Raw genomic sequence first — 25,122 nt, forward strand, 5'->3', positions numbered from 1 at the left:
GCGCACATTTACGCCAGCCAGAATATTAGAGGCTATTGAAAATGCGGTTTTCTTGTTCCTGCACCCGAATAAAGGTGGTGCGTTTGGTCAACTCTTTCAGGCGAGACGCGCCGACATAAGTGCAGGCTGAGCGTAGACCGCCCAGGATATCGCGGGCGGTATTGCCCACCGGCCCACGCAGCGGCAATTTAACCGTTTTACCTTCTGCCGCGCGGTATTTCGCAACGCCGCCGACATGACGGTTCATCGCAGATTCCGAACTCATGCCGTAGAACAGCATAAATTTCTCGCCGTTCTCTTCTACCACGCTGCCGCCGCTCTCTTCGTGACCCGCCAGCATGCCGCCCAACATAACGAAATCCGCGCCGCCGCCAAAGGCTTTTGCTACGTCGCCTGGCATGGTGCAGCCGCCATCGCTGACGATCATACCGCCCAGGCCATGCGCCGCGTCAGCACATTCGATAACCGCCGACAGTTGCGGATAACCAACGCCAGTTTTTACACGCGTCGTGCATACGGAGCCGGGACCAATTCCCACTTTCACGATATCGGCGCCGGAGAGGATAAGCTCTTCGCACATCTCGCCCGTTACCACATTGCCTGCGCAGATTGTTTTTGTCGGCCATGCTTCACGTGCTTTCGCGACGAACTGCACAAAATGTTCTGAATAGCCATTGGCCACATCAATACAGACAAAGTTCAGCGCAGGATTCAGTGCCAGAATCTGCACGGTTTTTTCGAAATCAGCATCAGAGGTCCCGGTGGAAACCATCACATGCTTGAGAACATCAGCCGAAGCCGTGTTGATAAAAGCTGCCCACTCTTCAACGGTATAATGTTTATGTACAGCAGTCAGAATATCAAACCCGGCCAATGCTTGCGCCATTTCAAACGTCCCGACGGTATCCATATTGGCCGCAATAATCGGTACGCCAGACCAGGTCTGACCTGAGTGTTTAAAGGTGAATTGACGTTCCAGTTCGACATCGGAACGGCTTTTGAGGGTAGAACGTTTAGGACGGATAAGAACGTCTTTGAAACCTAACTTCAGATCTTCTTCAATACGCATGTACGGATTCCTGGGGTTAATGGCGAAAAATCGAAACTCACAACTCCAGTGACGTTATCATACGCACTAATCATGGCCGTACAAGACTGCGAAATTCTCTTTTTTTACGTTACAATCCCATAAATTTACCTGGCGAATAGTAGGTTAATGCTCAGAGCGTATCGTCTTTGTATGCTTAAAATTTAACCTTTTGATTGTCAAACTAAAATTCCGGAAGCTGGAGATATGAGGTATACCGTAGCCTTAACCGGCGGTATTGGCAGCGGTAAAAGTACCGTCGCTGATGCCTTCGCTGACCTCGGAATAACCGTCATCGACGCGGATATTATCGCGCGCCAGATGGTTGAGCCAGGGCAGCCCGCCCTGAACGCAATAGCGGAACATTTTGGTTCTGAACTTATCGCCGCCGACGGCACGTTACGTCGCCGGGCGCTGCGTGAGCGTATTTTTTCGCATCCGGAAGAAAAAGCCTGGCTTAACGCTCTGCTTCATCCCTTAATTCAGCAGGAAACCCAACGACAGTTTCAACAGGCTACGTCGCCCTATGTGTTATGGGTTGTGCCTCTGCTGGTTGAAAACAGGCTGTATCAAAAAGCCAACCGCGTACTGGTGGTTGACGTGACGCCCGAAACGCAGCTCATACGCACAATGCAGCGTGATGATGTTACGCGCGAACATGTTGAACACATTCTCGCTGCGCAGGCGACGCGTGAAGCACGCCTTGCCGTGGCGGACGATGTTATTGATAATAACGGCGCACCGGATGCTATCGCATCAGATGTGGCCCGCCTGCACGCCAGTTATCTTAAGCTCGCGTCGCAGTTTGTCTCACAGGAAAAACCGTAATGCACACCCAGGTCCTATTTGAACACCCTCTCAATGAGAAGATGCGTACGTGGCTGCGCATAGAGTTTTTGATCCAACAGCTCTCCATCAACCTGCCAATTGCAGACCATGCTGGCGCACTGCATTTTTTCCGTAACATCAGCGATCTACTGGATGTGTTCGAACGGGGCGAAGTCCGTACCGAACTGCTGAAAGAACTGGAGCGCCAGCAGCGTAAATTACAGGCCTGGGTTGAGGTTCCCGGCGTCGATCAAGACCGTATTGAAGCCCTGCGCCAGCAGTTAAAATCCGCGGGCAGCGTGCTGATCTCCGCCCCGAGGATTGGCCAGCAGCTACGCGAAGATCGCTTGATTGCCCTTGTGCGTCAACGCTTAAGTATTCCTGGCGGCTGTTGCAGTTTCGATTTACCCACTCTGCATATCTGGTTGCACCTACAACAGGCGCAGCGCGACGCCCAGATTGAAAGCTGGCTTGCCAGCCTGAATCCCCTCACCCAGGCGCTGACTTTGGTGCTTGATCTGATCCGTAATTCAGCGCCTTTCCGTAAGCAAACCAGCCTGAACGGTTTTTATCAGGATAACGGGGACGACGCCGATTTGCTGCGTCTTATGCTGACGCTCGATTCACAACTTTATCCGCAAATTTCCGGCCATAAGAGCCGTTTTGCCATTCGCTTTATGCCGCTGGATAGTGAAAATGGTCTGGTGCCGGAGCGTCTTGATTTTGAACTGGCCTGTTGCTAAGGAGTAAAAATGTCTGACGTGACCGTCGTAAACTGTCCGACCTGCGGTAAACCGGTCGTCTGGGGGGAAATTAGCCCCTTCCGCCCATTTTGTTCTAAACGCTGTCAGTTAATTGATTTGGGCGAATGGGCCGCCGAAGAGAAACGAATCGCCAGCAGCGGCGACCAGTCTGATAGCGACGACTGGAGCGAAGAGCGCTAACAGTGATGGCTCTGTTGAGACGGCAATATCGCCTTATGACAAAAATAATCAATAAATACGCGTAGTTTTGGCGCCATATGCGCGCGGCCGGGATAATACAAATAAAACCGGTCCGCCGCAGGCAGCCACTCCTCAAGCACGGAACACAACCGCCCATCCTGTAAGTCTTCGTGGACATCCTGTTCAAAAACGTAGGTTAGACCTGCCCCATCACGCGCGGCGGAGAGACGCAACGCTTTATCATTCACCATTAACGCGGCTTCCGGCGTAATTTCCAGCCGTTGCGCTCCATGAACAAACTCCCACCGATATAGCCCGCTCTCACGCGTAAAACGATGGCAAAGGCAGCGGTGATTGATGAGTTCCTGAGGATGCAGCGGCGTGCCAAAACGCGCAAGGTATGCAGGGGATGCTACGATCGCCGGGCGTAAAACATCACCGAGCGGAACGACATTCATATCAAGTTGTACCGCATCGCCAAAGCGAATACCGGCATCAAAGCGTTCGTTAATTAAATCCACAAAACCGTCATTCACATCGATATCCAGCCGAATATCGGGATAATCGCGCATGAAACCGGCGAGATTAGGTTGTAACAAAAGCGTAGCCGCCGTGCGCGGTACGGTCAGGCGTAATGTCCCTCCGGGTATATCGCGGCTCTGGCGGGCATGTTCCATCGCCTCATCAATATGGTTCAATGCGGGCCTGATACTGGCAAGAAAGGCATGTCCTGCTTCTGTCAAACCGACACGCCGGGTGGTTCGGTTCAACAATTTCACGCCAAGTTCATCCTCCAGTTGACGCATATTCTGACTTAACGCCGACGTGGAAATATGTAACTGCGCCGCTGCCCGCGTGAAGCTATGGTTTTCAGCAATCGTGCAAAAAGCATGCAATATGGACATCACATCATGACGCATTATTAAGCCAGCCTTCATAAACCATGCTTATTCCCCCTATTTTTCATCTTATACGCCAGGTATAGACTGCCTGCCATGCTCAAAATATCCTCATGGAGGTAGTATGCAATATCGTACATTAGGCGCAAACGGACCGCGAGTGTCAGCCATCGGACTGGGATGTATGGGCATGAGCGCATTTTACGGCGTTCATGACGACAGCACCTCAATTAAGACGCTACATTATGCGTTAGATCAGGGGGTAACACTGCTCGATACCGCAGATATGTATGGCCCTTATACCAATGAAAGGTTAGTCGGAAGAGCCATCGCCGATCGTCGCGATCGGGTATTTTTAGCGACGAAATTTGGTATCGTTCTCGACCCTGCTAACCCTATGGCGCGTGGCGTCAATGGCAGACCGGAGTACGTTCGCCGTAGTTGTGAGCAAAGCCTGCAACGCCTGGGGGTCGATCATATCGATCTGTACTATCAACATCGCGTTGATCCATCAGTTCCCATAGAAGAGACTGTCGGTGCAATGGCGGACCTGGTGCGCGAGGGAAAAGTGCGTTATCTCGGGCTATCCGAAGCATCAACGCAAACGCTGGAACGCGCCCATAACGTTCACCCTATTACCGCGCTGCAAAGTGAGTATTCGCTTTGGTCCCGCGAAGCGGAAATTTCAGCACTTTCCACCTGTGAACGGTTGGGTATAGGATTCGTCGCTTACAGCCCGCTGGGACGCGGATTTCTGACCGGTACGATTAAAACGCCAGAAGATTTTGCTGCGAATGACTTCCGTCGCACAAATCCCAGGTTCATGGGTGAGAACTTCTCGCGCAATTTACGTCTGGCTGAAGCAATAAAACAAATGGCACGCGAAAAAGAGTGTACCCCCGCACAATTAGCGCTGGCCTGGCTGCTGGCCCGCAACAGGCACATCGTTCCCATTCCCGGCACCCGCCACTGCGCCAGGGTGGATGAAAACCTCGGCGCGTTATCACTGACCCTAAGCCCGCAGGAGCTGGCGGCAATTGAGGCGGTTTTTCCTCACGACGCCGCGGCCGGCCCCCGCTACTGGCCGGAAATTATGTCGACATTAAATCGCTAATAAGATCGATGGGGATCGTGTTGCGATCCCCCACTAAGGCGCAAATTGGCGTAATTTACGAATAATCGGTTCATTGGCCGGCGGAAAATCTTCCGTATTCAACGCGTTCTGCGCGATCCACCGTCCCGGCTGTCCTTCTTTCCCCCACGGTTCGCCCTCCCAGCGTTCAACCAGCCAAAACCACAGCGTAATGTGTCTATCCGGGAATTGATATTCCAGAGTGTCGAATAATGTGACCTGTGTTGGCGTAATCCCCACCTCTTCCTGTAGCTCCCGGATCAACGCCTGCTCTGGTGTTTCGTCGGCTTCAATTTTTCCGCCCGGAAATTCCAGCTTGTTCGCCATATGCGCATCAGCGGCGCGTCGGGTAATAAAAATTTCGTCGTTCGGGTTGCGGATAATCCCAACCGCGATTTGCAGTTTTTTCATCTTGTTGCATCCATAAAAAAGGCGCAGTCGCCTGCGCCTTTTTATCTGTGTTCAATGCCAGGCCGAATAAGCGTAGCGCCCTTCGGCAATAATGCCAGCACCGACCTGATGGCAACACATTATGTCTTATCAGGCCGGTAAGTTTATCGCATTAGCTCAGGCGACCGTGACACTGTTTGTATTTCTTACCAGAACCGCAAGGGCAAGGATCGTTACGTCCAATCTTACGTTCGCCTGTTTGGGCGGCCAGATCGGCAGCCACGGCGGCATCGTCATCCTGATGGCTTAGCTGCTGCATCTGCGCCAGGCGCTCCGCCTCTTCGCGACGCTGCATTTCCATCGCTTCGACCTCTTCCGGCATACGTACCTGGACTTTGCTCAGGGTACTGATCACTTCATATTTCAGCGATTCCAGCATCGCGGCGAACATAGCGAAGGATTCGCGCTTGTATTCCTGCTTTGGATCCTTTTGCGCATAGCCGCGCAGATGAATACCCTGACGCAGGTAATCCATCGCCGCCAGGTGCTCTTTCCACAGGGAATCGAGCGTTTGCAGCATCACGCCTTTTTCGAAATGACGCATCATTTCAGCGCCAACCACCTCTTCTTTACGCTGATACACCTCGATGGACTGCGCCAGGATGCGCTCACGCAGCGTCTCCTCATGCAGCTCCGGCTCTTTATCCAGCCATTCGGCAATCGGCAGCTCCAGGTCGAAGTCGTTTTTCAGGCGTTCCTGCAAACCCGGGATATCCCACATCTCTTCCAGCGACTGCGGCGGAATGTAGGCGTCGATAGTCGCCTTAAAGACATCTTCGCGAATGCTGTTAATGGTGTCGCTCACGTCAGACACATCCAGCAGTTCGTTACGCTGGGTATAAATTGCACGGCGCTGATCGTTCGCCACATCATCATATTCCAGCAGTTGCTTACGAATATCGAAGTTACGGCTTTCTACTTTACGCTGCGCGTTAGCGATAGCTTTCGTCACCCACGGGTGCTCAATCGCTTCGCCCGGCTTCATCCCCAGTTTACGCATCATACCGGAGACACGATCGGAGGCGAAAATACGCATCAGCGCATCTTCCATCGACAGGTAGAAACGGGAAGAACCCGGATCGCCCTGGCGACCGGAACGGCCACGCAGCTGGTTGTCGATACGGCGGGATTCATGGCGCTCGGTGCCAATGATATGCAGACCGCCGGCAGCCAGAACCGCGTCATGGCGTACCTGCCAGTCCGCTTTAATCTGCGCAATCTGTTCTTCCGTCGGCGCTTCCAGCGCGGCGACTTCCGCCTGCCAGCTACCGCCCAGCATAATATCGGTACCACGCCCCGCCATGTTGGTAGCGATAGTGACCGCCGCTGGATAACCAGCCTGCGCAACGATGCCTGCTTCGTTGGCGTGGAATTTTGCGTTCAGGACGTTATGTTTGATGCCCGCTTTGGTCAGCTCTCTGGAGACCACTTCAGATTTCTCGATAGAAATCGTCCCGACCAGCACTGGCTGACCGTTCGCGGTACGTTCTTTAATATCTTCGATAATGGCCTGGATTTTTTCCGCTTCGGTCATGTAGACCAGATCCGGCAAATCTTTACGGATCATCGGACGGTTGGTCGGAACAACGACGGTGTCCAGCTTATAGATAGAGCTAAATTCGAAGGCTTCAGTATCCGCCGTACCGGTCATACCGGCCAGCTTTTCATACAGACGGAAGTAGTTCTGGAAGGTAATAGACGCCAGCGTCTGGTTTTCATTCTGAATTTCAACGCCTTCTTTCGCTTCTACCGCCTGGTGCAGACCGTCAGACCAGCGACGCCCCTGCATGGTACGACCGGTATGTTCATCAACAATGATGACTTCGCCGTCTTTCACAATGTAATCCACGTCACGGGTAAACAGCGCGTGCGCGCGCAGCGCGGCGGTGACGTGATGCATCAGCATAATATTGCCAGGCGAGTAGAGCGACTCGCCTTCATCCATAATGCCTTCTTGCACCAGTAGCTCTTCAATCAGCACCAGACCGCGTTCGGTCAGGTTAACCTGGCGCGCTTTCTCATCAACGGAGAAGTGGCCTTCGCCCTGGAAAGTGTCAGAATCTTCTTTCTCCTGACGAATCAGGTGCGGAATGATTTTGTTCACTTTTTTGTACATTTCCGAGCTATCTTCCGCCGGGCCGGAAATAATCAGCGGCGTACGCGCTTCATCGATCAGGATGGAGTCGACCTCATCCACCAGCGCATAATGCAGTTTACGCTGCACGCGCTCTTCCGGGCTGAACGCCATGTTGTCGCGCAGGTAGTCAAAACCGTATTCGTTGTTAGTGCCGTAAGTGATGTCGGCAGCGTAAGCTTCACGTTTGGCTGGCGCAGGCATACCTGGCAGGTTGATACCAACGGACATACCGAGGAATTCGAATAGCGGACGGTTGTTTTCGGCGTCACGCTGCGCCAGATAGTCGTTCACGGTTACCACATGAACGCCTTTGCCGGACAGCGCGTTCAGGTAGGCTGGCAGCGTTGCGGTCAGCGTTTTACCTTCACCAGTACGCATTTCGGCGATACAGCGATCGTTGAGCACCATACCACCCAATAGCTGAACGTCGAAGTGACGCATCCCAAAGACGCGTTTACTGGCTTCACGCACCACCGCGAACGCTTCCGGAATCAGGCTCTCTACGCTTTCGCCTTTTTCAATACGGGCGCGAAATTCGTTGGTTTTCGCTTTCAGTTCGTCATCGGAGAGTTTTTCCATCTCCGGTTCCATCGCATTAATAAGGCTGACGGCCTTACGCATACGACGCAGCGTACGATCGTTACGGCTACCGAATACTTTGGTTAATAATTTGATTAGCATAATAAAGTCTCAAATGCCCCGCGCCGCGGAGCTACAAATAAAGTAAAAGGGTCTTTTTTCGTTAGCTGAGACGTTGCGGACCGGCGCGGATACCCTGCGCCTGACTTATCCAGGCCGGGATGCTAAATGCGGTTTGTGGCGCAAAATACGCCAGGGAGAGGCGGCGAACAATCGCCGGCGGCGTGCCCTCCTGCGTGAGCATCGCGCTGAGCGTATTCAGTAAGGCGATATGATGCGCCTGTAATGGCGACGGCGCGTCGGCAACGGGCAGCGTTTGCGGCGCCATTGCAAAAGAAAGGTGGCGAATCACCGTGCGAATAGCGTGCTGATGCCAGTAATCTACGGTGAAATTGGGACGACGGTTAGAGGCTTCTAACAGCGCAAGATGGCTAAAGTTAACTTTAGACGCGGTGCTGGCGGTCGTCCTTGCAGGCGTATTGGTTTCAGCGGCGTTACTGAGCGCGGGCAAACCAAAACTCGCCGCGACCATCCCTAATAAGAGATGCGGCCAGAAGTATCGTCTGCCTAACTGTCGCCAGCGCGTCAGTATTCCACTCACGTCATTGCCACCTGATATGCCTCTCATGGGCTTACGGAATCAAAACAATTTGCGCACAAATCTTATCATTAAAGCGTACGCGCTACAGCAGTAATGACGAGAAGCTAAGGTGAAAATCGGCTAAGAAAACAGCGAACGCGCCGTGTTTCCATTTAACCCTGTCAAAATGGCTGTATTAAGGAAAGCGCAGATAAAGGATAGTAAAAAAAACGACTGGCTCGCCTGGCCGGAGAGAGTGCCAGGTTAACCAGTCGAATTTTATACGACAGCGTATGTCGTTATGCCAGTACCGTCGAAGGCGCTTTGAAAGCCAACGGCAGTTCTGCGTCGTCCTGGAAGGTCACAAATTCCCAGGCTTCCTGTTTTGCCAGGACTGCCTGTAACAATTTGTTATTCAATGCGTGACCGGATTTATACGCGGTAAACGCACCAATAATATTGTGACCACACATGAACAAGTCACCGATCGCGTCGAGCATTTTGTGACGAACGAATTCATCTTCAAAACGCAGGCCGTCTTCGTTCAATACGCGATAATCGTCAACAACGATGGCACAATCGAAGCTGCCGCCCAGGCACAGGCCGCGGGACTGCAGATATTCGATATCACGCATAAAACCGAAGGTACGCGCACGGCTGATCTGGCGCATGAACGCATCCGCAGAGAAGTTCATCGCGTAGCGCTGGCTGCTGGAATCGATCGCCGGATGGTTAAAGTCGATGGTGAAATCCAACGTAAAACCATTGTACGGTCTGAATTCAGCCCATTTATCGCCATCTTCAACCCGAACAGTCTCTTTGATGCGTACGAATTTTTTGGCGCAGTTCAGTTCATCAATACCGGCATCAAGCAGCAGGTAGACAAACGGAGCGGCACTGCCATCCATGATCGGGATTTCCGGGGCATTAACCTCAATAACGATGTTATCGATACCTAAGCCCGCCAGAGCAGCATTCAGGTGCTCAACGGTTGAAATCCGTACATCATGCTCATTCACCAGACACGTACAGAGCATGGTATCACGCACAGATTTGGCATCGGCCGGGAAATCTACCGGTGGATTCAAGTCGGTGCGACGATAGATGACCCCGGTATTGGCCGGCGCAGGGCGTAATGTCAGGGTGACTTTTTTGCCGGTGTGTAAACCGACGCCAGTCGCCTGAACGATACGTTTAAGTGTCCTTTGTTTGATCATCGTATAATCTCGCCAAATTACCTATCCAACCGAAGTGTACTATACATTCGGCGGGCCAGTTTAGCACAAAGAGCCCAGAATCCCAAATTCCAGCTAATTCTTAATCAGCTTGCTTACGCAGGAATGCGGGGATATCCAGATAATCCGGCTCTTTCGCCGCCTGTGGTGTATTGTCGTTAACCACTTTCGCGACCGTTTTTTGCTCCTGCGTCAGCGGCGCCATACCGTGCTGCTGATAACGATCCAACACCGGCTGCTGCACCTGTTTATTGGTGACCAGAGTGATTTCCGGACGTTTGTCCATACCAATACCGGTCGCCACTACCGTCACGCGCAGTTCATCATTCATATCCGGGTCCAGAGAAGTACCGATAACCACGGTGGCGTTATCCGACGCAAACGCGCGAATGGTGTTGCCGACGGTTTCAAACTCGTCCAGACGCAGGTCGAAGCCCGCCGTAATGTTGACCAACACGCCGCGCGCGCCGGACAGATCGATATCTTCCAGCAGCGGAGAAGAAATAGCCATTTCAGCCGCTTCTTCCGCACGATCTTCACCGCTCGCCACGCCGGAGCCCATCATTGCGTAGCCCATTTCAGACATCACGGTACGCACGTCAGCAAAGTCGACGTTCATCAGGCCCGGGCGGGTGATCAGCTCTGCGATACCCTGAACCGCGCCTTTCAGCACGTCGTTAGCCGCGCCGAACGCGTCGAGCAGGGAGATGCCACGGCCCAGCACTTTCAGCAGCTTGTCGTTCGGGATGGTGATCAACGAGTCCACATGCTTGGACAGCTCGGTGATACCCTGCTCCGCAAATGCCATGCGCTTTTTGCCTTCAAAATTGAAAGGCTTAGTCACCACGGCAACGGTCAGAATACCTAAATCTTTAGCCACTTCAGCAACCACTGGCGCCGCGCCGGTTCCGGTACCGCCGCCCATGCCTGCCGCGATAAATACCATGTCTGCGCCTTCAAGCGCCGCACGCAGCGCTTCACGGTCTTCGTCCGCCGCGTTACGACCGACTTCCGGGTTAGCGCCAGCGCCCAGACCTTTGGTAATGCCGCTACCAATTTGAATGGTCTGGCCAACCGCCGTTTTACGCAACGCCTGAGCGTCGGTATTCACCGCGAAGAATTCAACACCTTCGATGCGCTCGCGCACCATGTGTTCAACAGCGTTACCGCCGCCACCACCGACGCCGATGACTTTAATCACCGCGTCGTTGGTTAGTTCCATAGGTTCAAACATAATCTCTCTCCGTCATGTGCCTGTCACCTGAGGCCGTAATATCTGGCGGCCTCATAAAAATTAAAACTCTTTTCGCAGCCAGCTATTAAGTCGCTTGATCCACGAGCCAACTGATGCCGTAACACGTTTTTCCACTTCTGCTTCACCGTTTAAGTGGGACTCTTTCCCGTAGTGAAGCAATCCCACCGCCGTTGAGTAATACGGCTCCTGGGCATAATCCGTCAGACCGGTGATATTCAGCGGCGCGCCGATACGCACCTGCGTATGAAACACGCGCTGAGCGCAAGCAGCAAGCCCTTCGATTTGCGCCGCGCCGCCGGTTAACACAATCCCCGCCGCCAGGTGATGTTTTACCCCTTGTTGGCGAAGCTGTTCCTGTAATTGCAATATCTCTTCGTTGACCAGATTGAGCAGCTCGGTGTAACGCGGCTCAATCACTTCCGCCAGCGTCTGACGTTGCAGGCTGCGCGGCGGACGCCCGCCTACGCTCGGTACTTCAACGCTTTCGTCTTTACCGACAATGGAACCCAGCGCGCAACCGTGGCGAACTTTAATGGCTTCAGCATCGCTCGGCGGCGTACCAAAGGCATAAGCGATATCGCTGGTCACCACGTTCCCCGCGTAAGGGATCACTTTGGTATGACGCAGCGCGCCGCCAGTATAAACGGCGATATCCATTGTACCACCGCCGATATCCACGACACAGACGCCCAGTTCACGTTCATCTTCCGTTAACACGGAATAACTGGCCGCCAGTCCGGCAAATATCAGTTGGTCAACTTTCAGACCACAACGTTCAACAGCTTTGACAATGTTTTTTGCCATATCGTTGTGGCAGGTAATCAAATGTACTTTCGCCTGCATACGCACGCCGGAAAGACCGACCGGATTTTTAATGCCTTCCTGGTAGTCAATGGCGTACTCCTGAGGAATCACATGCAGCACGCGATGTTCATCGCGCACGCGCACTGACTTCGCAGTATGCACGACGTTTTCCACATCTTCCTGCGTCACTTCCTCTTCGGAAATGGGCACCATACCAATTTCATTCTGACAGCTAATATGTTTGCCGGAAAGCGCCAGATATACCGAGGAGATCTGGCAATCGGCCATCAATTCCGCCTGGTCAATGGCGCGCTGAACGCATTTCACCACTGACTCAAGGTCATTCACCCCGCCTTTATCCATACCCCGCGATGGGCAACTGCCCACGCCAATGATATTGACCATACCGTCGGGCAGAACTTCCCCTACTAAAGCGGCAACCTTCGCGGTGCCAATCTCCAGTCCTACTACCAGTTTTCTGTCCGTCGCCTTGATCATTGTTGTTCTGCCTGTGCCTGATTCTGTTGCTGATTAGATTCCTCAGGGGGGAGCGGCGCCCAGCCAACTGCCGCACCTGAGTCATAACGCAAATCAACGTAGCTAATCCGTTTGCCATCGGTTTGCGCCTGCTGCTGTAAAACCGGATAGAGTTCTACAAAGCGAGCCAACCTTTTCATCGTATCGCCCCTGCCGAGATTGAGCTTAATGCCGTTATTAAGCGTCAATTGCCAGGAGCGACGTGCGGTCATCGCCGCTTCCTTCAGAGTGAATTTATCCTTAGCCAGCACCTGCCCCATCTCGCGGTATCCCTGCAACACTTCACTCGCGCTGCCTTCCGGGCCATACAACATGGGTAAAACCTGTTTGCCGATGCGGTCTGACGGCACGCTGAAGGTGTTCCCTTCAGCATCGACCATATGTTGATCATTCCAACGCGCAATCGGCACATATTCAACCAGATGAATCTTCAATTCATCAGGCCACTGTTTTCTGACGCTGGCCTGTTTAATCCACGGCAAACGCTCAATCTGGCTCTGGATAATGTTCACATCCTGCGTCATGAAGGTTCCCGGCGCGCCCAGAGCCAGTATCGCCTGACGGATATCATCGTTACGCGTGTAGTGACGCTCGCCGGTTAATACCAGCTTTGATAACGGTAAACGCTGCGCATCTTCCATCCACCCTAACACGACCCACCCGCTAACAAACACGGTGCACAGTACCGTCAGCAGAAATAAAATTCCTGCAAGACGCGTTCCATTATTGCGGCGTGAAGAAGGCGTCTCTTCATCACTGTTTCGCGTGTTCAGCGCAGCCTGCGACATATCAGTCCGCCAACTCCAGAATTCGTACCACTAACTGCGAGAAGCTCATTCCCGCCTGACGCGCCGCCATCGGCACCAGACTATGGCTGGTCATCCCCGGAGAAGTATTGGCTTCCAGCAGATAAAACTGACCATCGCTGTCCAGCATGACGTCAATACGCCCCCATCCCGTGCAGCCTAAAGCTTTCCATGCCTGCAGGACGAGAGACTGTAGCGCGGCTTCCTGGGACGCTTCTAAACCGGCAGGGCAGAAATACTGAGTCTCATCAGAGAGATACTTCGCCTCATAATCATAGAAGGTTCCTGCCGGTTGGATACGAATTGACGGTAAAATTTCTTCGCCAACTATCGCCACCGTAAATTCCGGACCGCACAACCATTTCTCAATCAGTATTTCGTCATCATGCTGAAAAGCCAATGATAACGCACCCTGTAAAGCATTTTCTTCTACTACTTTCGTCATACCGACGCTGGAGCCTTCACGGCTGGGTTTGACGATCAGCGGTAAACCCAGCGCCGAAATTCGCGCTTTTTGTTCTTCGCTAAGGCCTTTTTCAAACTCAGCGCGCGTCAGCGCGACCCACGGCGCAACCGGTAAGCCTGCGCCCTGCCACAGCAATTTACTGCGCAGTTTATCCATGGAAAGCGCCGAGGCCATCACGCCGCTACCGGTATAAGGCAGGCCGAGCAGTTCAAGCATTCCCTGTAAGGTGCCATCTTCACCGCCACGGCCATGCAACGCAATAAAGACCTTCTGAAAGCCCATTGCTTTAAGCTGCGCGACATCGACCTCTTGCGGATCGACGGGATGCGCATCAATGCCGCCTTCACGTAACCCGGCCAGCACTGCCGCGCCGGAATTTAACGAAACGTCCCGCTCCGCAGAGGTTCCGCCCAACAGGACCGCGATTTTATCAGCCATGTTGCTCTTCCTCCTGGATTTGCGGCTTCAGCTTGATTTCAGATAAGTAACGCGCAATTTTGCCAACATTTCCTGCGCCTTGCACTAATATCAAGTCGTTACCCGTCAGCACCGGCGCTAACATTGTCGCAACCTGAGCCGGATCGGAAACCAGAATCGGGTCAATTTTTCCCCGATTACGAATCGTACGACATAAAGAACGGCTATCCGCGCCCGGAATCGGCGCTTCGCCCGCCGGGTAAACGTCCAGCATCAGCAGCGCATCAACCTGGGTCAGCACATTGGCGAAATCGTCATACAGATCGCGCGTGCGCGTGTAACGGTGCGGCTGAAACAGCATCACCAGGTTTTTATCCGGCCACCCTGCTCGCGCAGCTTTAATGGTGGCGTCTACTTCAGTCGGATGATGGCCATAGTCATCCACCAGCATCGCCGTCCCCGCTTTACCATTCACCGGCTCAAGCGGGAACTCGCCGAGGAAGTCAAAACGACGCCCGGTCCCCTGGAAGCTTTCCAGCGCGCGCAGGATAGCGTCATCGGCGATACCTTCTTCGGTCGCTACCGCCACTGCCGCAGCGGCATTCAGGGCATTGTGGCGACCCGGCGCATTCAACGTGACATGCAGATCCGGCATTCCCTGGCGCAACAGCGTAAAGTGCCCCTGCGGCCCTATCTGCTGATAATCTTCTACGCGGACGTCAGCATCCTCGCTAAAGCCATACGTCGTGGTCTGACGCCCCACCCGCGGCAGCAACTCGCGGATGACCGGATCGTCGACGCACATTACCGCGCGACCGTAGAACGGCAGGTTATGCAGGAAGTTAATAAACGTCTGCTTTAAATTTTCAAAGTCGCCATGATAGGTATCCATATGGTCGGCTTCGATGTTGGTGACGATCGCGACCATCGGCTGCAAATGCAGGAAGGATGCGTCGCTCTCATCTGCCTCGGCAATCAGGTAACGACTATGGCCCAGACGCGCATGAACGCCTGCGGCTTTCACCAGTCCGCCATTCACGAAAGTCGGGTCCAGCCCCGCTTCGGCATAAATACTGGACACCATCGCGGTCGTTGTGGTTTTTCCGTGCGTCCCGGCAATCGCGATGCCGTGGCGAAAACGCATCAGTTCCGCCAGCATTTCCGCACGGCGAATAACCGGAATACGCGCTTCATGCGCCGCGACAATTTCCGGGTTATCCGCGGAAATTGCGCTGGAAACAACGACCACGCTGGCATCACGCACATTTTCCGGACGATGGTTAAAGAAAATCGTCGCCCCCAGGCTCGTCAACTGCTGGGTCACCGGATTCGGCGCTAAATCGGAACCACTGATCTGATACCCTTCATTGGCCAGAACTTCGGCAATACCGCCCATACCAGCACCACCGATGCCGACAAAGTGAATGTGCCGAACGCGACGCATTTCGGGCACGATGGAACGCAGTTTTGCCAGTTGTTGTGTATTCATTCTTTACGCCATTAACTCCAATACCCGCCATACTTCAAATTGCAGATGCGTTGGCTTGCCTGCAACCCAAATTATTGAGGGTAGAAAAACCCTGCGATGCAAAAGGCACCGCCACAAATTATGTCCGGGCAACCCGGCTGACTTCACTGGCGACGCGTTCGGTAGCATCCGGAATGGATACCGCGCGGGCACGCTCCGCCATGGTTAACAACGCCTCGCGCGACCACCCCGCCAGGGTGTCGGCGACAGCCTCTACAGTAAACTGCGGCTGCTCAAAAATCTTAGCTGCGCCGGCGTTTTCTAACGGTAGCGCATTCCAGTACTGCTGCCTGTCTTTATGCTGAAACGGCACGAATATCGCCGGTAACCCGGCGGCGGCGATCTCGCTCACCGTTAAAGCGCCGGAACGACATACCACCACATCCGCCCACGCATAGGCGGCGGCCATGTCATCGATAAATTCCGTCACCTTATGCTGCGGTTGTCCCGCCCCGGCATATGCCTGCTCTACCGTGAGCTGCGCGCCTTTTCCGCTTTGATGCCAGATTGTAACCGTATCGCCCAGTCTGGCGGCAACCTGCGGCATCGTCTGGTTCAGGACTCGCGCCCCCTGAGAACCGCCGACCACCAACACGCGAATCGGGCCGTCACGACCGGCCAGACGCACCTGCGGCAACGGCAACGCCAGTACGTCGGTACGCACCGGGTTACCCACCACTTCCGCGTTCGGAAACGCACCGGGAAACGCCTGCATCACCGTGGTCGCGATTTTGGCCAGCCACTGATTGGTCAGCCCGGCGATACCGTTTTGCTCATGCAAAACGACCGGAATACCCAATGACCAGGCGGCAAGACCGCCGGGGCCGGAAACATAACCGCCCATTCCCAGCACGACATCCGGCTTAAACCGCTTCATGATCGCCCGCGCCTGCCGCCAGGCGTTAAAAATCCGCAGCGGCGCCGCCAGAAGCGCTTTTACGCCTTTACCGCGCAGACCGGAGATCCGAATAAAGTCAATGTCGATGCCATGCTTCGGCACTAAATCCGCTTCCATACGATCGGCGGTACCCAGCCAGCGAACCTGCCAGCCCTGGGCCATTAAATGATGCGCAACGGCCAGTCCCGGGAACACGTGCCCGCCGGTACCGCCCGCCATCACCATTAACCGCTTCGGTTGACCACTCATCGAGAACCTCGTGTAAACGCCTGCGCTTTTTCCAGACGCGTTTCATAATCAATACGTAATAAAAACATAATGGCCGTCGACATAATCAACAGACTCGACCCGCCATAACTGATCAGCGGTAGCGTAAGGCCTTTGGTCGGCAGCATCCCCGCGGCCGCGCCAACGTTTACCAGCGCCTGGAAACTAAACCAGATACCGATAGAACACGCTAAAAATCCGGAAAAACGGTGGTCAATCTCCAATGCCTTACGGCCAATCGACATCGCGCGAAAAGCGACGAAGAATACCATTAAAAGCGCCAATACCACACCGATATAACCCAGTTCTTCCCCAATAATGGCGAAGATGAAATCGGTGTGCGCCTCCGGCAAATACTCCAGTTTCTGCACCGAATTCCCCAGCCCTTGCCCCCATATCTCACCGCGCCCAAAAGCCATCAGCGACTGCGTCAGCTGATAACCGCTGCCGAACGGATCTTCCCAGGGGTTCCAGAACGAGGTAACGCGGCGAATACGATACGGTTCGGCGAGGATTAACAGAATCACCGCCGAGATGCCCATCCCGATAATGGCGATGAACTGCCATAATTTCGCCCCGGCGAGAAACAGCATCGCCAGCGTGGTGACAAACAGTACGACCACCGTCCCGAGGTCAGGCTGCGCCAGCAGTAACACCGCCAGCACCAGAATCACGCCCATTGGTTTTAAAAAGCCGCGCAGGTTATTTCGCACCTCATCAACCTTACGCACCAGATAGTTCGCGAGGTAGCAGAACAGCGACAGCTTGGTAAACTCCGCAGGCTGAATACGCAGCGGTCCCAGCGCAATCCAGCGCGACGCCCCGTTAACCGAGCTCCCGACGACCAGCACGATAAGCAGCATAATGATCGACGCAATCAGCATCGTCGTGCTGTATTTTTGCCAGAAGGTCATGGGCAAACGCAGCGTGACCATCGCCAGACAAAATGCCAGGAAGATATAGAGCGCATCACGTTTGGCAAACAAAAACGGATCGTTCGCCAGGCGCTGCCCGACTGGCATGGAGGCCGACGTCACCATGACAAAACCAATCGCCGCCAGCCCAAAGGTCAGCCATAGCAGCGTGCGGTCATACATGATCAGACTGTCGGCGTCTTTATCGCGCGAAGCCATCACCCAGCCTTTAAGCGCCGCAAACAGCCAGGCCAGGAGGCCAAAGCCTGGTACGCGCGGCATTCTCAGACGGGGGAGAGATAAACGCATCAACCTAACTCCTTCGCCAGACGGGTAAAGACATCGCCCCGTTGCTCAAAATCTTTAAACTGATCGAGGCTGGCGCAGGCGGGCGACAGCAGCACCATATCACCCGGCTGAACGCGCGGCGCCAGCAAACGCATCGCCTCTTCCATCGTCTCAGTCTGTTGGGCGATTTCCGGACGCAGTGCGGCAAGCTGCGCGCCATCGCGCCCAAAGCAATACAGGCGGATACGATCGCCGGTCAGATAGCGCGCCAGCGGAGAAAAGTCTGCCGACTTACCGTCGCCGCCCAGCAGCAGATGCAGCGTACCGTCCACATGCAAACCGTTTAGCGCCGCTTCGGTACTGCCGACGTTGGTCGCTTTCGAGTCGTTGATCCAACGTACGCCGTTATGCTCCAACGCCAGCTGGAAGCGATGCGCCAGACCGGTAAATGTCGTCAACGCCTTCAAACTGCTGGCGCGCGGCAGACCTACGGCATCCGCCAGCGCCAGCGCCGCTAACGCATTGGTATAGTTATGCTGCCCGGAAAGCTTCATCTCTTTCACGTTCAGCACCTTCTCGCCTTTGACTCGCAGCCAGGTTTCGCCCTGCTGACGATTAAGGTGATAATCACCCATATTGACGCCAAAGCTGACGCAGCGCTCATCGGCCCCACGAACCGGCATCGTCAACGCATCATCGGCATTCACTACGCACACTTTCGCCTTCTCGTAGACGCGCAGTTTCGCCGCCCGGTACTGTTGCAAACCAAACGGATACCGGTCCATATGATCTTCAGTGACGTTGAGCACCGTTGCCGCCGCCGCTTGCAAACTTGACGTGGTTTCCAGTTGGAAACTGGATAATTCCAGCACGTACAATTCGCGATCGGCATCCAGCAGCATCAGCGCCGGAAGACCGATATTGCCGCCAACGCCGACATTGACGCCCGCCGCTTTCGCCATCTCGCCCACTAAGGTGGTCACGGTGCTTTTGCCGTTCGAGCCGGTGATGGCCACAATCGGCGCTTGCGCTTCGCGGCAAAACAGTTCGATATCGCCGACAATTTCCACTCCAGCGCTGGCGGCAGCGCTAAGAGAGGGATGCGCCAGAGCAATACCAGGGCTGGCGACGATTAAATCCGCCGCTAAGAGCCACTCGTCGTTCAGGCCGCCAACGTGACGCTCAACCTCTTGCGGCAGCTTATCCAGACCCGGCGGCGTCACGCGAGTATCCATCACCCGCGGCGTCACGCCGCGGGCGAGAAAAAAGTCCACGCAAGAGAGTCCGGTTAAGCCCAGACCGATAATGACGACGTTTTTGTCCTGGTAATCAGCCATGATTAACGTACCTTCAGCGTTGCCAGGCCAATCAGCACCAGCATCAGCGAAATAATCCAGAAGCGCACAATCACGCGAGGTTCCGGCCAGCCTTTCAGTTCATAGTGGTGATGGATAGGCGCCATACGGAAAATACGCTGTCCGCGTAGTTTAAAGGAACCCACCTGCAGGATGACCGACAGAGTTTCCACCACAAAGACGCCGCCCATGATCACCAGCAGGAACTCCTGACGCAGCAGCACGGCGATAATGCCCAACGCGCCGCCCAACGCCAGCGATCCGACGTCGCCCATAAAAACCTGCGCCGGATAGGTGTTAAACCACAAGAATCCTAATCCCGCGCCGACAATCGCCGTACAGACAATCACCAGCTCGCCCGCATGGCGTAAATACGGAATATGCAGGTAATTGGCGAAGTTCATGTTCCCGGTCGCCCAGGCCACCAGCGCAAAGCCCGCGGCAACGAAGACAGTCGGCATAATCGCCAGACCATCAAGCCCGTCGGTCAGGTTTACGGCGTTACCCGTACCGACGATGACAAAGTAGGACAGCAGAATGTAAAACAGCCCCAATTGCGGCATAACATCTTTAAAGAACGGCACCACCAGTTGGGTCGCGGGCGTGTCTTTCCCGACGAGATAAAGCGCAAAGGCCACGCCGAGCGCGATAACCGACATCCAGAAATATTTCCAGCGCGCAATCAGCCCTTTGGTATCTTTCCGCACCACTTTGCGGTAATCATCGACAAAACCGATAATGCCGTAGCCAATCAATACCACCAGCACGCACCAGACGTACGGGTTAGACGGGTAAGCCCATAACAGAACGGAAATCACAATCGCCGTCAGGATCATGATGCCGCCCATCGTCGGCGTACCGCGTTTACTGAAGTGCGATTCCGGGCCATCGTTACGTACCACCTGGCCAAAAGAGAGTTTTTGCAGACGAGCGATCATACGCGGGCCCATCCATAAAGAGATGAACAGCGCGGTCAACAGGCTGACGATGGCGCGAAACGTCAGATAAGAAAAGACGTTAAAGCCGGAATAATATTTGACCAAATGCTCGGCCAGCCAAACTAACATGAACCTTTCTCCTGTAACGCATGAACCACATCTTCCATCGCGGCGCTGCGTGATCCTTTCACTAAAATAGTCATCATCGGTTGCTCCTGAAGCAGAGCGTGTAAACGCGCAATGAGCGCGGCTTTATCGGCAAAATGTTCGCCGACGCCGCTGGCGTGGCTGATAGCCTGACTGAGTTTTCCGGTGCTTAACACGCGATCAATACCCGCCGCTTTTGCGGCCTCGCCAACCTGGAGGTGGCACGCTTCGCTTTCTGCGCCCAGCTCGGCCATATCGCCTACCACCAGCACGCGGTAGCCGGGCATTTCAGAAAGGACCTGCACTGCGGCGGTCATCGAACCGACGTTGGCGTTATAAGCGTCATCCAGTACCAGTTGGTTTTCACTTAGCTGAATCGGGAACAGACGCCCGGGTACGGCTTTTAACGCCGCCAGCCCTGCTTTAATCGCCGTCAGCGTCGCCCCCACCGCCATTGATAAAGCAGCGGCCGCCAGCGCGTTGGCAATATTGTGCCGCCCCGGCAACGGCAGCAGCACATCAATGCTGCCCATCGGCGTTTGCAGGGTAAATTCGGTACCGTGTGACGTCACGTGGATATTCGCAGCGGTAAAGTCGCTGTTTGCCGCATTCGGCGAAAAGCGCCACACCTGACGATCGCCAATAATGCTTTGCCAGTTCAGCCAGTCATTATTATCGGCATTCATAATCGCGATACCGTTCTCAGGCAAACCGGTATAGATTTCGCCTTTCGCTTTCGCCACGCCGGCCAACGAGCCGAAACCTTCCAGATGCGCCGCCGCCAGGTTATTGACCAGCGCCGCTTCCGGGCGCGTCAGGCTAACGGTCCAGGCGATTTCTCCCTGGTGATTAGCGCCTAACTCGATTACCGCATAGTCATAATCATGGTTTAAGCGCAGCAGCGTTATCGGCACGCCGATGTCGTTGTTAAAATTGCCTGCGGTATACAAAGTATTTCCGCACTGGCTAAGAATCGCGGCGGTCATCTCTTTGACCGAGGTTTTGCCGGACGAACCGGTTAACGCCACCACCCGCGCCGGTACCTGCATACGTACCCAGGCGGCCAGTTGGCCAAATGCCTGACGCGTGTCTTTTACAATCACCTGCGGGAGATCGATATCCAGAGGACGACTGACCAGCAGGGCGCCAGCGCCGTTCGCTTTTGCTTTATCAGCAAAATCATGCGCATCAAAGCGTTCCCCTTTCAGCGCCACGAACAGGCATCCCGGCGTCACTTTCCGTGTGTCGGTAATGACCGTATCGAGCGTGAGATCCGCCCCGCGGTGTTCGGCGCCAAGGACATCGGCAATTTTGCTGAGCGTTACGCTAATCATGCGATCACCCCCAGCAAACGCGCTGCGGTCACGCGGTCTGAATAATCAAGACGCTGCGTGCCGACAATCTGGTAATCCTCATGCCCTTTACCTGCAATCAGCACGACGTCATTGTCTTTTGCCTGCATAATGGCATTGGTTACCGCCTCAGCGCGGCCTTCCATTACCCTGACCTGCCCGGCGTCCAGCATTCCGGCCAGAATATCGTTGATAATGGCGCGCGGCTCCTCGGTACGCGGGTTATCGTCAGTCACCACGACGATATCCGCGAATTCTTCGGCAATGGCCCCCATGAGTGGGCGCTTACCTTTGTCACGATCCCCGCCACAGCCAAAGACGCACCACAATTTTCCGGCGCAGTGCAGGCGCGCCGCCTGCAACGCTTTTTCCAGCGCATCCGGCGTGTGCGCGTAATCCACCACCACCGTCGGTTTGCCAGGCGCAGTGAACACTTCCATACGCCCGCAAACCGGCTGCAAACGCGCGGCGGTTTTCAGCAAATCCGTTAACGGATAGCCCAGCGCCAGCAGCGTCGCCAATGCCAGCAGTAAGTTGCTGACGTTAAACGCGCCCATCAGGCGGCTTTCGATTTCGCCTTCACCCCAGCTTGAAGCAAAACGAATCGTCGCTCCGCGGTCGTGGTACTCCACCGCCTCCGCTTTCAGCCAACGACCGTGACAGTTAGGGTTGATATGCCCTTCCATTGAAACCGCGACCGCATCGGGTAGCGACGCCAGCCAGCGGCGTCCAACTTCATCATCGGCGTTGACGATTGCCTGACCGTGATGGTGGGTGGAATAAAGCATCCATTTTGCTGCCTCGTAATGCGCCATATCGCCATGATAGTCGAGATGGTCGCGGCTCAAATTAGTAAACACGGAGGCGGCAAATTTCAACGCCGCCACGCGATGCTGCACCAGGCCGTGAGAAGAGACTTCCATCGCGCCGAAGGTCGCGCCCTGCGCAACCAGACTGGCCAGCACATGCTGAACATCCACTGCGGAACCGGTTGTGTTCTCCGTCGGGATCACTTTACCCAACAGTCCGTTGCCTACCGTTCCCATCACTGCGCTGGTTTCGCCGAGCAACTGGCTCCACTGCGCCAGTAGTTGGGTGGTGGTGGTCTTGCCATTGGTGCCGGTCACCGCCACCAGACGCATGTTTTCAGATGGCTCATGGTAAAAGCGGCCCGCCAGCGCAGATAAACGCTCATTGAGCTGGCTGAGATAGACGACCGGTACGCCGTGCATTTCGCGAATCTCACCGTCGGTCGCCTCGTCTTTCGCCTCTGCAATAATGGCAGCTACGCCTTGCGCTATCGCCTGCGGGATATATCGACGCCCGTCCGCCTGATGACCCACCACTGCCACAAAGAGATCGCCCGCCGCAGCCACACGGCTGTCGAGCGTCATCTCTCGCAGTTCTCGCGCGGGTAGTCCAGCCACCCACGGAGCAAGAAGGTCGCGCAAATTACGATCTGCCACCTGTTCCCTCGCCTTGATTAATTACGAATTCATTTTTTTCGCCCGTTGCCAGCGCGTCCGGTTCGATGTTCATGGTGCGCAGAACGCCGCCCATGATGGCACCAAATACCGGCGCGGAAACGGCGCCGCCGTAGTATTTACCCGCCTGCGGATCGTTGATGACAACCACCAGCGCGAAGCGCGGCTGACTCGCAGGCGCGACGCCTGCGGTGTAAGCAATGTATTTGTTGATGTAGCGACCGTCCGGCCCCACTTTTTTCGCCGTACCGGTTTTAATCGCGATACGGTAGCCTTTAATTGCCGCCTTTACGCCGCCGCCGCCCGGCAGCGCCACGCTTTCCATCATATGCACCACGGTGCGTACGGTGGATTCAGGGAAGATGCGTTCGCCGGGTACAGGCGGATCAACTTTGGTAATCGACAGCGGACGATAAATGCCATAGCTGCCGATCGTTGCATAGACTCGCGCTAACTGTAACGGCGTTACCATTAGCCCGTAGCCGAAAGAGAAGGTGGCCCTCTCTATGTCGGACCACCGTTGTTTTTGAGGATATAAGCCACTGCGTTCTCCGACCAACCCCAAATTGGTCGCCTTTCCTAGCCCAAAACGTGAGTAAGTATCTACTAACGCTGAGGACGGCATCGCTAACGCCAGTTTGGATACACCGACGTTACTCGACTTCTGTAGAACCCCGGTCAGGGTTAATTCGCTGTAGCGCGCCACGTCTTTAATTTCGTGGCCGTTAATTCGGTATGGAACGGTATTCAACACCGTATTTTCGTTGACGATACCGCGCTGAAGCGCAGTCATCACCACCATCGGCTTAACCGTAGAACCCGGTTCAAACACGTCGGTGATGGTACGGTTACGCATAGCGTCTTTCGGCGTACCGGCAAGGTTGTTGGGGTTATAGGAAGGGCTATTCGCCATCGCCAGTACTTCACCGGTATTGACATCGACCAGCACCGCGCTACCGGATTCCGCCTTGTTAAACGCCACCGCGTTGTTCAGTTCGCGGTAAACCAGCGCCTGTAAGCGTTCATCAATGCTTAACGCCAGGTTGTGCGCTGCCTGACTGTCAGTGGAGGAGATATCCTCAATCACGCGACCATAGCGGTCTTTACGCACGATTCGCTCGCCAGGCTGACCGGTAAGCCACTTATCAAAGCTCTTTTCAACGCCTTCAATCCCCTGACTGTCGACGTTGGTAAAACCGATGAGGTGAGCGGTTACTTCTCCTGACGGGTAGTAGCGGCGTGATTCTTCACGCAAATGAATCCCCGGCAGTTTGAGTTTTTTGATGTAGTCCGCCATGTCAGGATTTACCTGACGCGCCAGATAAATAAAACGCCCTTTCGGGTTGGCGTTGATACGGGCGGAGAGCTGATCGAGCGGAATATTGAGCGCAGTAGAAAGCGCTTTCCAGCGATCGCCAACGCTGATGCCGCCGGCGTCATGAACTTCTTTCGGGTCGGCCCAGATCGCCTTAACCGGTACGCTGACCGCCAGTGGACGCCCGGAACGGTCGGTAATCATACCGCGTGAGGTGGAGACTTCCTGAACACGCAGCGAACGCATATCGCCCTGACGCACCAGCATATCCGGGGCGATAATCTGTAGCCACGCCGCGCGTCCAAGTAAAAAAACCAGCGCCAGTAAAATACAGCCGCACAGCAACGCAAAACGCCAACTGATGAAGTTGGTCTGTTCTTCCTGGCGCTTCGATTTTTGCGTTTTTGCCGCTGCTTTCAT

22 protein-coding genes are annotated in these 25,122 nt (G+C 54.7%); 4 read left to right on the plus strand and 18 right to left on the minus strand.

Annotation, left to right across the window (positions count from 1 at the left end; translation table 11 throughout):
* Window positions 1-25: 25 nt before the first annotated feature.
* The gene (locus tag NBA72_RS16455; RefSeq protein WP_001217365.1) at window positions 26-1,069 is read right to left on the minus strand and encodes a GMP reductase; all 1,044 of its coding nucleotides are present in this window, start codon (window positions 1,067-1,069) and stop codon (window positions 26-28) included.
* A 225-nt stretch (window positions 1,070-1,294) separates the two neighbouring features.
* On the opposite strand from NBA72_RS16455, the gene coaE reads away from it, so the two are divergent.
* Genes coaE through yacG form a run of 3 tightly spaced genes read left to right on the plus strand, consistent with a single transcriptional unit; the run spans window position 1,295 to window position 2,859 of the window.
* Window positions 1,295-1,915 carry a dephospho-CoA kinase gene (gene coaE / locus NBA72_RS16460; protein ID WP_001270913.1) on the plus strand — a complete coding sequence of 207 codons (621 nt, stop codon included), beginning with the start codon at window positions 1,295-1,297 and terminating at the stop codon, window positions 1,913-1,915.
* Window positions 1,915-2,658 carry a cell division protein ZapD gene (gene zapD / locus NBA72_RS16465; protein ID WP_000557441.1) on the plus strand — a complete coding sequence of 248 codons (744 nt, stop codon included), beginning with the start codon at window positions 1,915-1,917 and terminating at the stop codon, window positions 2,656-2,658. The genes coaE and zapD overlap by 1 nt, the downstream gene beginning before the upstream one ends.
* 9 nt (window positions 2,659-2,667) lie before the next feature.
* The gene (gene yacG, locus NBA72_RS16470; protein ID WP_001286419.1) at window positions 2,668-2,859 is read left to right on the plus strand and encodes a DNA gyrase inhibitor YacG; all 192 of its coding nucleotides are present in this window, start codon (window positions 2,668-2,670) and stop codon (window positions 2,857-2,859) included.
* On the opposite strand, the gene NBA72_RS16475 is transcribed toward yacG, so the two are convergent.
* A complete protein-coding gene (locus NBA72_RS16475) occupies window positions 2,856-3,797 on the minus strand; it encodes a LysR family transcriptional regulator (RefSeq protein ID WP_042947603.1) in 942 nt (313 codons plus the stop codon). The genes yacG and NBA72_RS16475 overlap by 4 nt on opposite strands.
* A gap of 85 nt (window positions 3,798-3,882) precedes the next feature.
* Between NBA72_RS16475 and NBA72_RS16480 the strand changes: the two genes are divergently transcribed.
* The gene (locus tag NBA72_RS16480) at window positions 3,883-4,872 is read left to right on the plus strand and encodes an aldo/keto reductase (protein WP_042947604.1); all 990 of its coding nucleotides are present in this window, start codon (window positions 3,883-3,885) and stop codon (window positions 4,870-4,872) included.
* A gap of 33 nt (window positions 4,873-4,905) precedes the next feature.
* Here NBA72_RS16480 and mutT read toward each other — a convergent pair whose 3' ends face one another.
* The 16 genes from mutT to ftsI form a co-directional block, all read right to left on the minus strand.
* Entirely contained in the window at window positions 4,906-5,301 is a 396-nt protein-coding gene (mutT, locus tag NBA72_RS16485) for an 8-oxo-dGTP diphosphatase MutT (protein ID WP_042947606.1), read from the minus strand.
* A gap of 151 nt (window positions 5,302-5,452) precedes the next feature.
* On the minus strand, window positions 5,453-8,158 hold the full coding sequence (gene secA, locus NBA72_RS16490; RefSeq protein ID WP_000905754.1) for a preprotein translocase subunit SecA: 2,706 nt from the start codon (window positions 8,156-8,158) through the stop codon (window positions 5,453-5,455).
* Between the two features lie 61 nt (window positions 8,159-8,219).
* Window positions 8,220-8,717 (minus strand): secA translation cis-regulator SecM, encoded by a 498-nt coding sequence (secM, locus tag NBA72_RS16495; RefSeq protein ID WP_000014336.1) that lies wholly within the window; start codon window positions 8,715-8,717, stop codon window positions 8,220-8,222.
* A 278-nt stretch (window positions 8,718-8,995) separates the two neighbouring features.
* The gene (lpxC, locus tag NBA72_RS16500) at window positions 8,996-9,913 is read right to left on the minus strand and encodes a UDP-3-O-acyl-N-acetylglucosamine deacetylase (protein WP_000595487.1); all 918 of its coding nucleotides are present in this window, start codon (window positions 9,911-9,913) and stop codon (window positions 8,996-8,998) included.
* 100 nt (window positions 9,914-10,013) lie between these two features.
* Window positions 10,014-11,165 carry a cell division protein FtsZ gene (ftsZ, locus tag NBA72_RS16505; RefSeq protein WP_000462785.1) on the minus strand — a complete coding sequence of 384 codons (1,152 nt, stop codon included), beginning with the start codon at window positions 11,163-11,165 and terminating at the stop codon, window positions 10,014-10,016.
* A gap of 60 nt (window positions 11,166-11,225) precedes the next feature.
* Entirely contained in the window at window positions 11,226-12,488 is a 1,263-nt protein-coding gene (gene ftsA / locus NBA72_RS16510) for a cell division protein FtsA (protein ID WP_000588463.1), read from the minus strand.
* A complete protein-coding gene (gene ftsQ, locus NBA72_RS16515; RefSeq protein ID WP_000075728.1) occupies window positions 12,485-13,315 on the minus strand; it encodes a cell division protein FtsQ in 831 nt (276 codons plus the stop codon). The genes ftsA and ftsQ overlap by 4 nt, the downstream gene beginning before the upstream one ends.
* A gap of 1 nt (window position 13,316) precedes the next feature.
* On the minus strand, window positions 13,317-14,237 hold the full coding sequence (locus NBA72_RS16520) for a D-alanine--D-alanine ligase (RefSeq protein ID WP_000763895.1): 921 nt from the start codon (window positions 14,235-14,237) through the stop codon (window positions 13,317-13,319).
* Entirely contained in the window at window positions 14,230-15,705 is a 1,476-nt protein-coding gene (gene murC, locus NBA72_RS16525; protein WP_001096070.1) for a UDP-N-acetylmuramate--L-alanine ligase, read from the minus strand. The genes NBA72_RS16520 and murC overlap by 8 nt, the downstream gene beginning before the upstream one ends.
* A gap of 118 nt (window positions 15,706-15,823) precedes the next feature.
* Window positions 15,824-16,891, minus strand: coding sequence for an undecaprenyldiphospho-muramoylpentapeptide beta-N-acetylglucosaminyltransferase (gene murG / locus NBA72_RS16530; RefSeq protein ID WP_000016613.1), 1,068 nt, complete (start codon window positions 16,889-16,891; stop codon window positions 15,824-15,826).
* Window positions 16,888-18,132 carry a cell division protein FtsW gene (gene ftsW / locus NBA72_RS16535; protein WP_001239803.1) on the minus strand — a complete coding sequence of 415 codons (1,245 nt, stop codon included), beginning with the start codon at window positions 18,130-18,132 and terminating at the stop codon, window positions 16,888-16,890. Before ftsW ends, murG begins: the two co-directional genes overlap by 4 nt.
* Window positions 18,132-19,448 (minus strand): UDP-N-acetylmuramoyl-L-alanine--D-glutamate ligase, encoded by a 1,317-nt coding sequence (gene murD / locus NBA72_RS16540; protein WP_042947613.1) that lies wholly within the window; start codon window positions 19,446-19,448, stop codon window positions 18,132-18,134. Before murD ends, ftsW begins: the two co-directional genes overlap by 1 nt.
* Window positions 19,449-19,450: 2 nt before the next feature.
* Window positions 19,451-20,533, minus strand: coding sequence for a phospho-N-acetylmuramoyl-pentapeptide-transferase (gene mraY, locus NBA72_RS16545; RefSeq protein WP_000964138.1), 1,083 nt, complete (start codon window positions 20,531-20,533; stop codon window positions 19,451-19,453).
* A complete protein-coding gene (gene murF, locus NBA72_RS16550) occupies window positions 20,527-21,885 on the minus strand; it encodes a UDP-N-acetylmuramoyl-tripeptide--D-alanyl-D-alanine ligase (RefSeq protein WP_000626637.1) in 1,359 nt (452 codons plus the stop codon). Before murF ends, mraY begins: the two co-directional genes overlap by 7 nt.
* Window positions 21,882-23,369: a UDP-N-acetylmuramoyl-L-alanyl-D-glutamate--2,6-diaminopimelate ligase gene (gene murE / locus NBA72_RS16555; protein ID WP_000775084.1), complete on the minus strand. Its 1,488-nt coding sequence runs from the start codon at window positions 23,367-23,369 to the stop codon at window positions 21,882-21,884. The genes murF and murE overlap by 4 nt, the downstream gene beginning before the upstream one ends.
* Window positions 23,356-25,122 (minus strand): peptidoglycan glycosyltransferase FtsI, encoded by a 1,767-nt coding sequence (ftsI, locus tag NBA72_RS16560; protein WP_000642235.1) that lies wholly within the window; start codon window positions 25,120-25,122, stop codon window positions 23,356-23,358. The genes murE and ftsI overlap by 14 nt, the downstream gene beginning before the upstream one ends.

This window comes from Salmonella sp. NW1250 (assembly GCF_051812965.1).
Classification (GTDB): domain Bacteria; phylum Pseudomonadota; class Gammaproteobacteria; order Enterobacterales; family Enterobacteriaceae; genus Salmonella; species Salmonella enterica.

Bases quoted from the DNA above. Each gene is read 5' to 3' on its own strand.
- NBA72_RS16455 (WP_001217365.1), bottom strand. From the start codon at position 1,069: ATGCGTATTGAAGAAGATCTGAAGTTAGGTTTCAAAGACGTTCTTATC.
- coaE (WP_001270913.1), top strand. From the start codon at position 1,295: ATGAGGTATACCGTAGCCTTAACCGGCGGTATTGGCAGCGGTAAAAGT.
- zapD (WP_000557441.1), top strand. From the start codon at position 1,915: ATGCACACCCAGGTCCTATTTGAACACCCTCTCAATGAGAAGATGCGT.
- yacG (WP_001286419.1), top strand. From the start codon at position 2,668: ATGTCTGACGTGACCGTCGTAAACTGTCCGACCTGCGGTAAACCGGTC.
- NBA72_RS16475 (WP_042947603.1), bottom strand. From the start codon at position 3,797: ATGAAGGCTGGCTTAATAATGCGTCATGATGTGATGTCCATATTGCAT.
- NBA72_RS16480 (WP_042947604.1), top strand. From the start codon at position 3,883: ATGCAATATCGTACATTAGGCGCAAACGGACCGCGAGTGTCAGCCATC.
- mutT (WP_042947606.1), bottom strand. From the start codon at position 5,301: ATGAAAAAACTGCAAATCGCGGTTGGGATTATCCGCAACCCGAACGAC.
- secA (WP_000905754.1), bottom strand. From the start codon at position 8,158: ATGCTAATCAAATTATTAACCAAAGTATTCGGTAGCCGTAACGATCGT.
- lpxC (WP_000595487.1), bottom strand. From the start codon at position 9,913: ATGATCAAACAAAGGACACTTAAACGTATCGTTCAGGCGACTGGCGTC.
- ftsZ (WP_000462785.1), bottom strand. From the start codon at position 11,165: ATGTTTGAACCTATGGAACTAACCAACGACGCGGTGATTAAAGTCATC.
- ftsA (WP_000588463.1), bottom strand. From the start codon at position 12,488: ATGATCAAGGCGACGGACAGAAAACTGGTAGTAGGACTGGAGATTGGC.
- ftsQ (WP_000075728.1), bottom strand. From the start codon at position 13,315: ATGTCGCAGGCTGCGCTGAACACGCGAAACAGTGATGAAGAGACGCCT.
- NBA72_RS16520 (WP_000763895.1), bottom strand. From the start codon at position 14,237: ATGGCTGATAAAATCGCGGTCCTGTTGGGCGGAACCTCTGCGGAGCGG.
- murC (WP_001096070.1), bottom strand. From the start codon at position 15,705: ATGAATACACAACAACTGGCAAAACTGCGTTCCATCGTGCCCGAAATG.
- murG (WP_000016613.1), bottom strand. From the start codon at position 16,891: ATGAGTGGTCAACCGAAGCGGTTAATGGTGATGGCGGGCGGTACCGGC.
- ftsW (WP_001239803.1), bottom strand. From the start codon at position 18,132: ATGCGTTTATCTCTCCCCCGTCTGAGAATGCCGCGCGTACCAGGCTTT.
- murD (WP_042947613.1), bottom strand. From the start codon at position 19,448: ATGGCTGATTACCAGGACAAAAACGTCGTCATTATCGGTCTGGGCTTA.
- mraY (WP_000964138.1), bottom strand. From the start codon at position 20,533: ATGTTAGTTTGGCTGGCCGAGCATTTGGTCAAATATTATTCCGGCTTT.
- murF (WP_000626637.1), bottom strand. From the start codon at position 21,885: ATGATTAGCGTAACGCTCAGCAAAATTGCCGATGTCCTTGGCGCCGAA.
- ftsI (WP_000642235.1), bottom strand. From the start codon at position 25,122: ATGAAAGCAGCGGCAAAAACGCAAAAATCGAAGCGCCAGGAAGAACAG.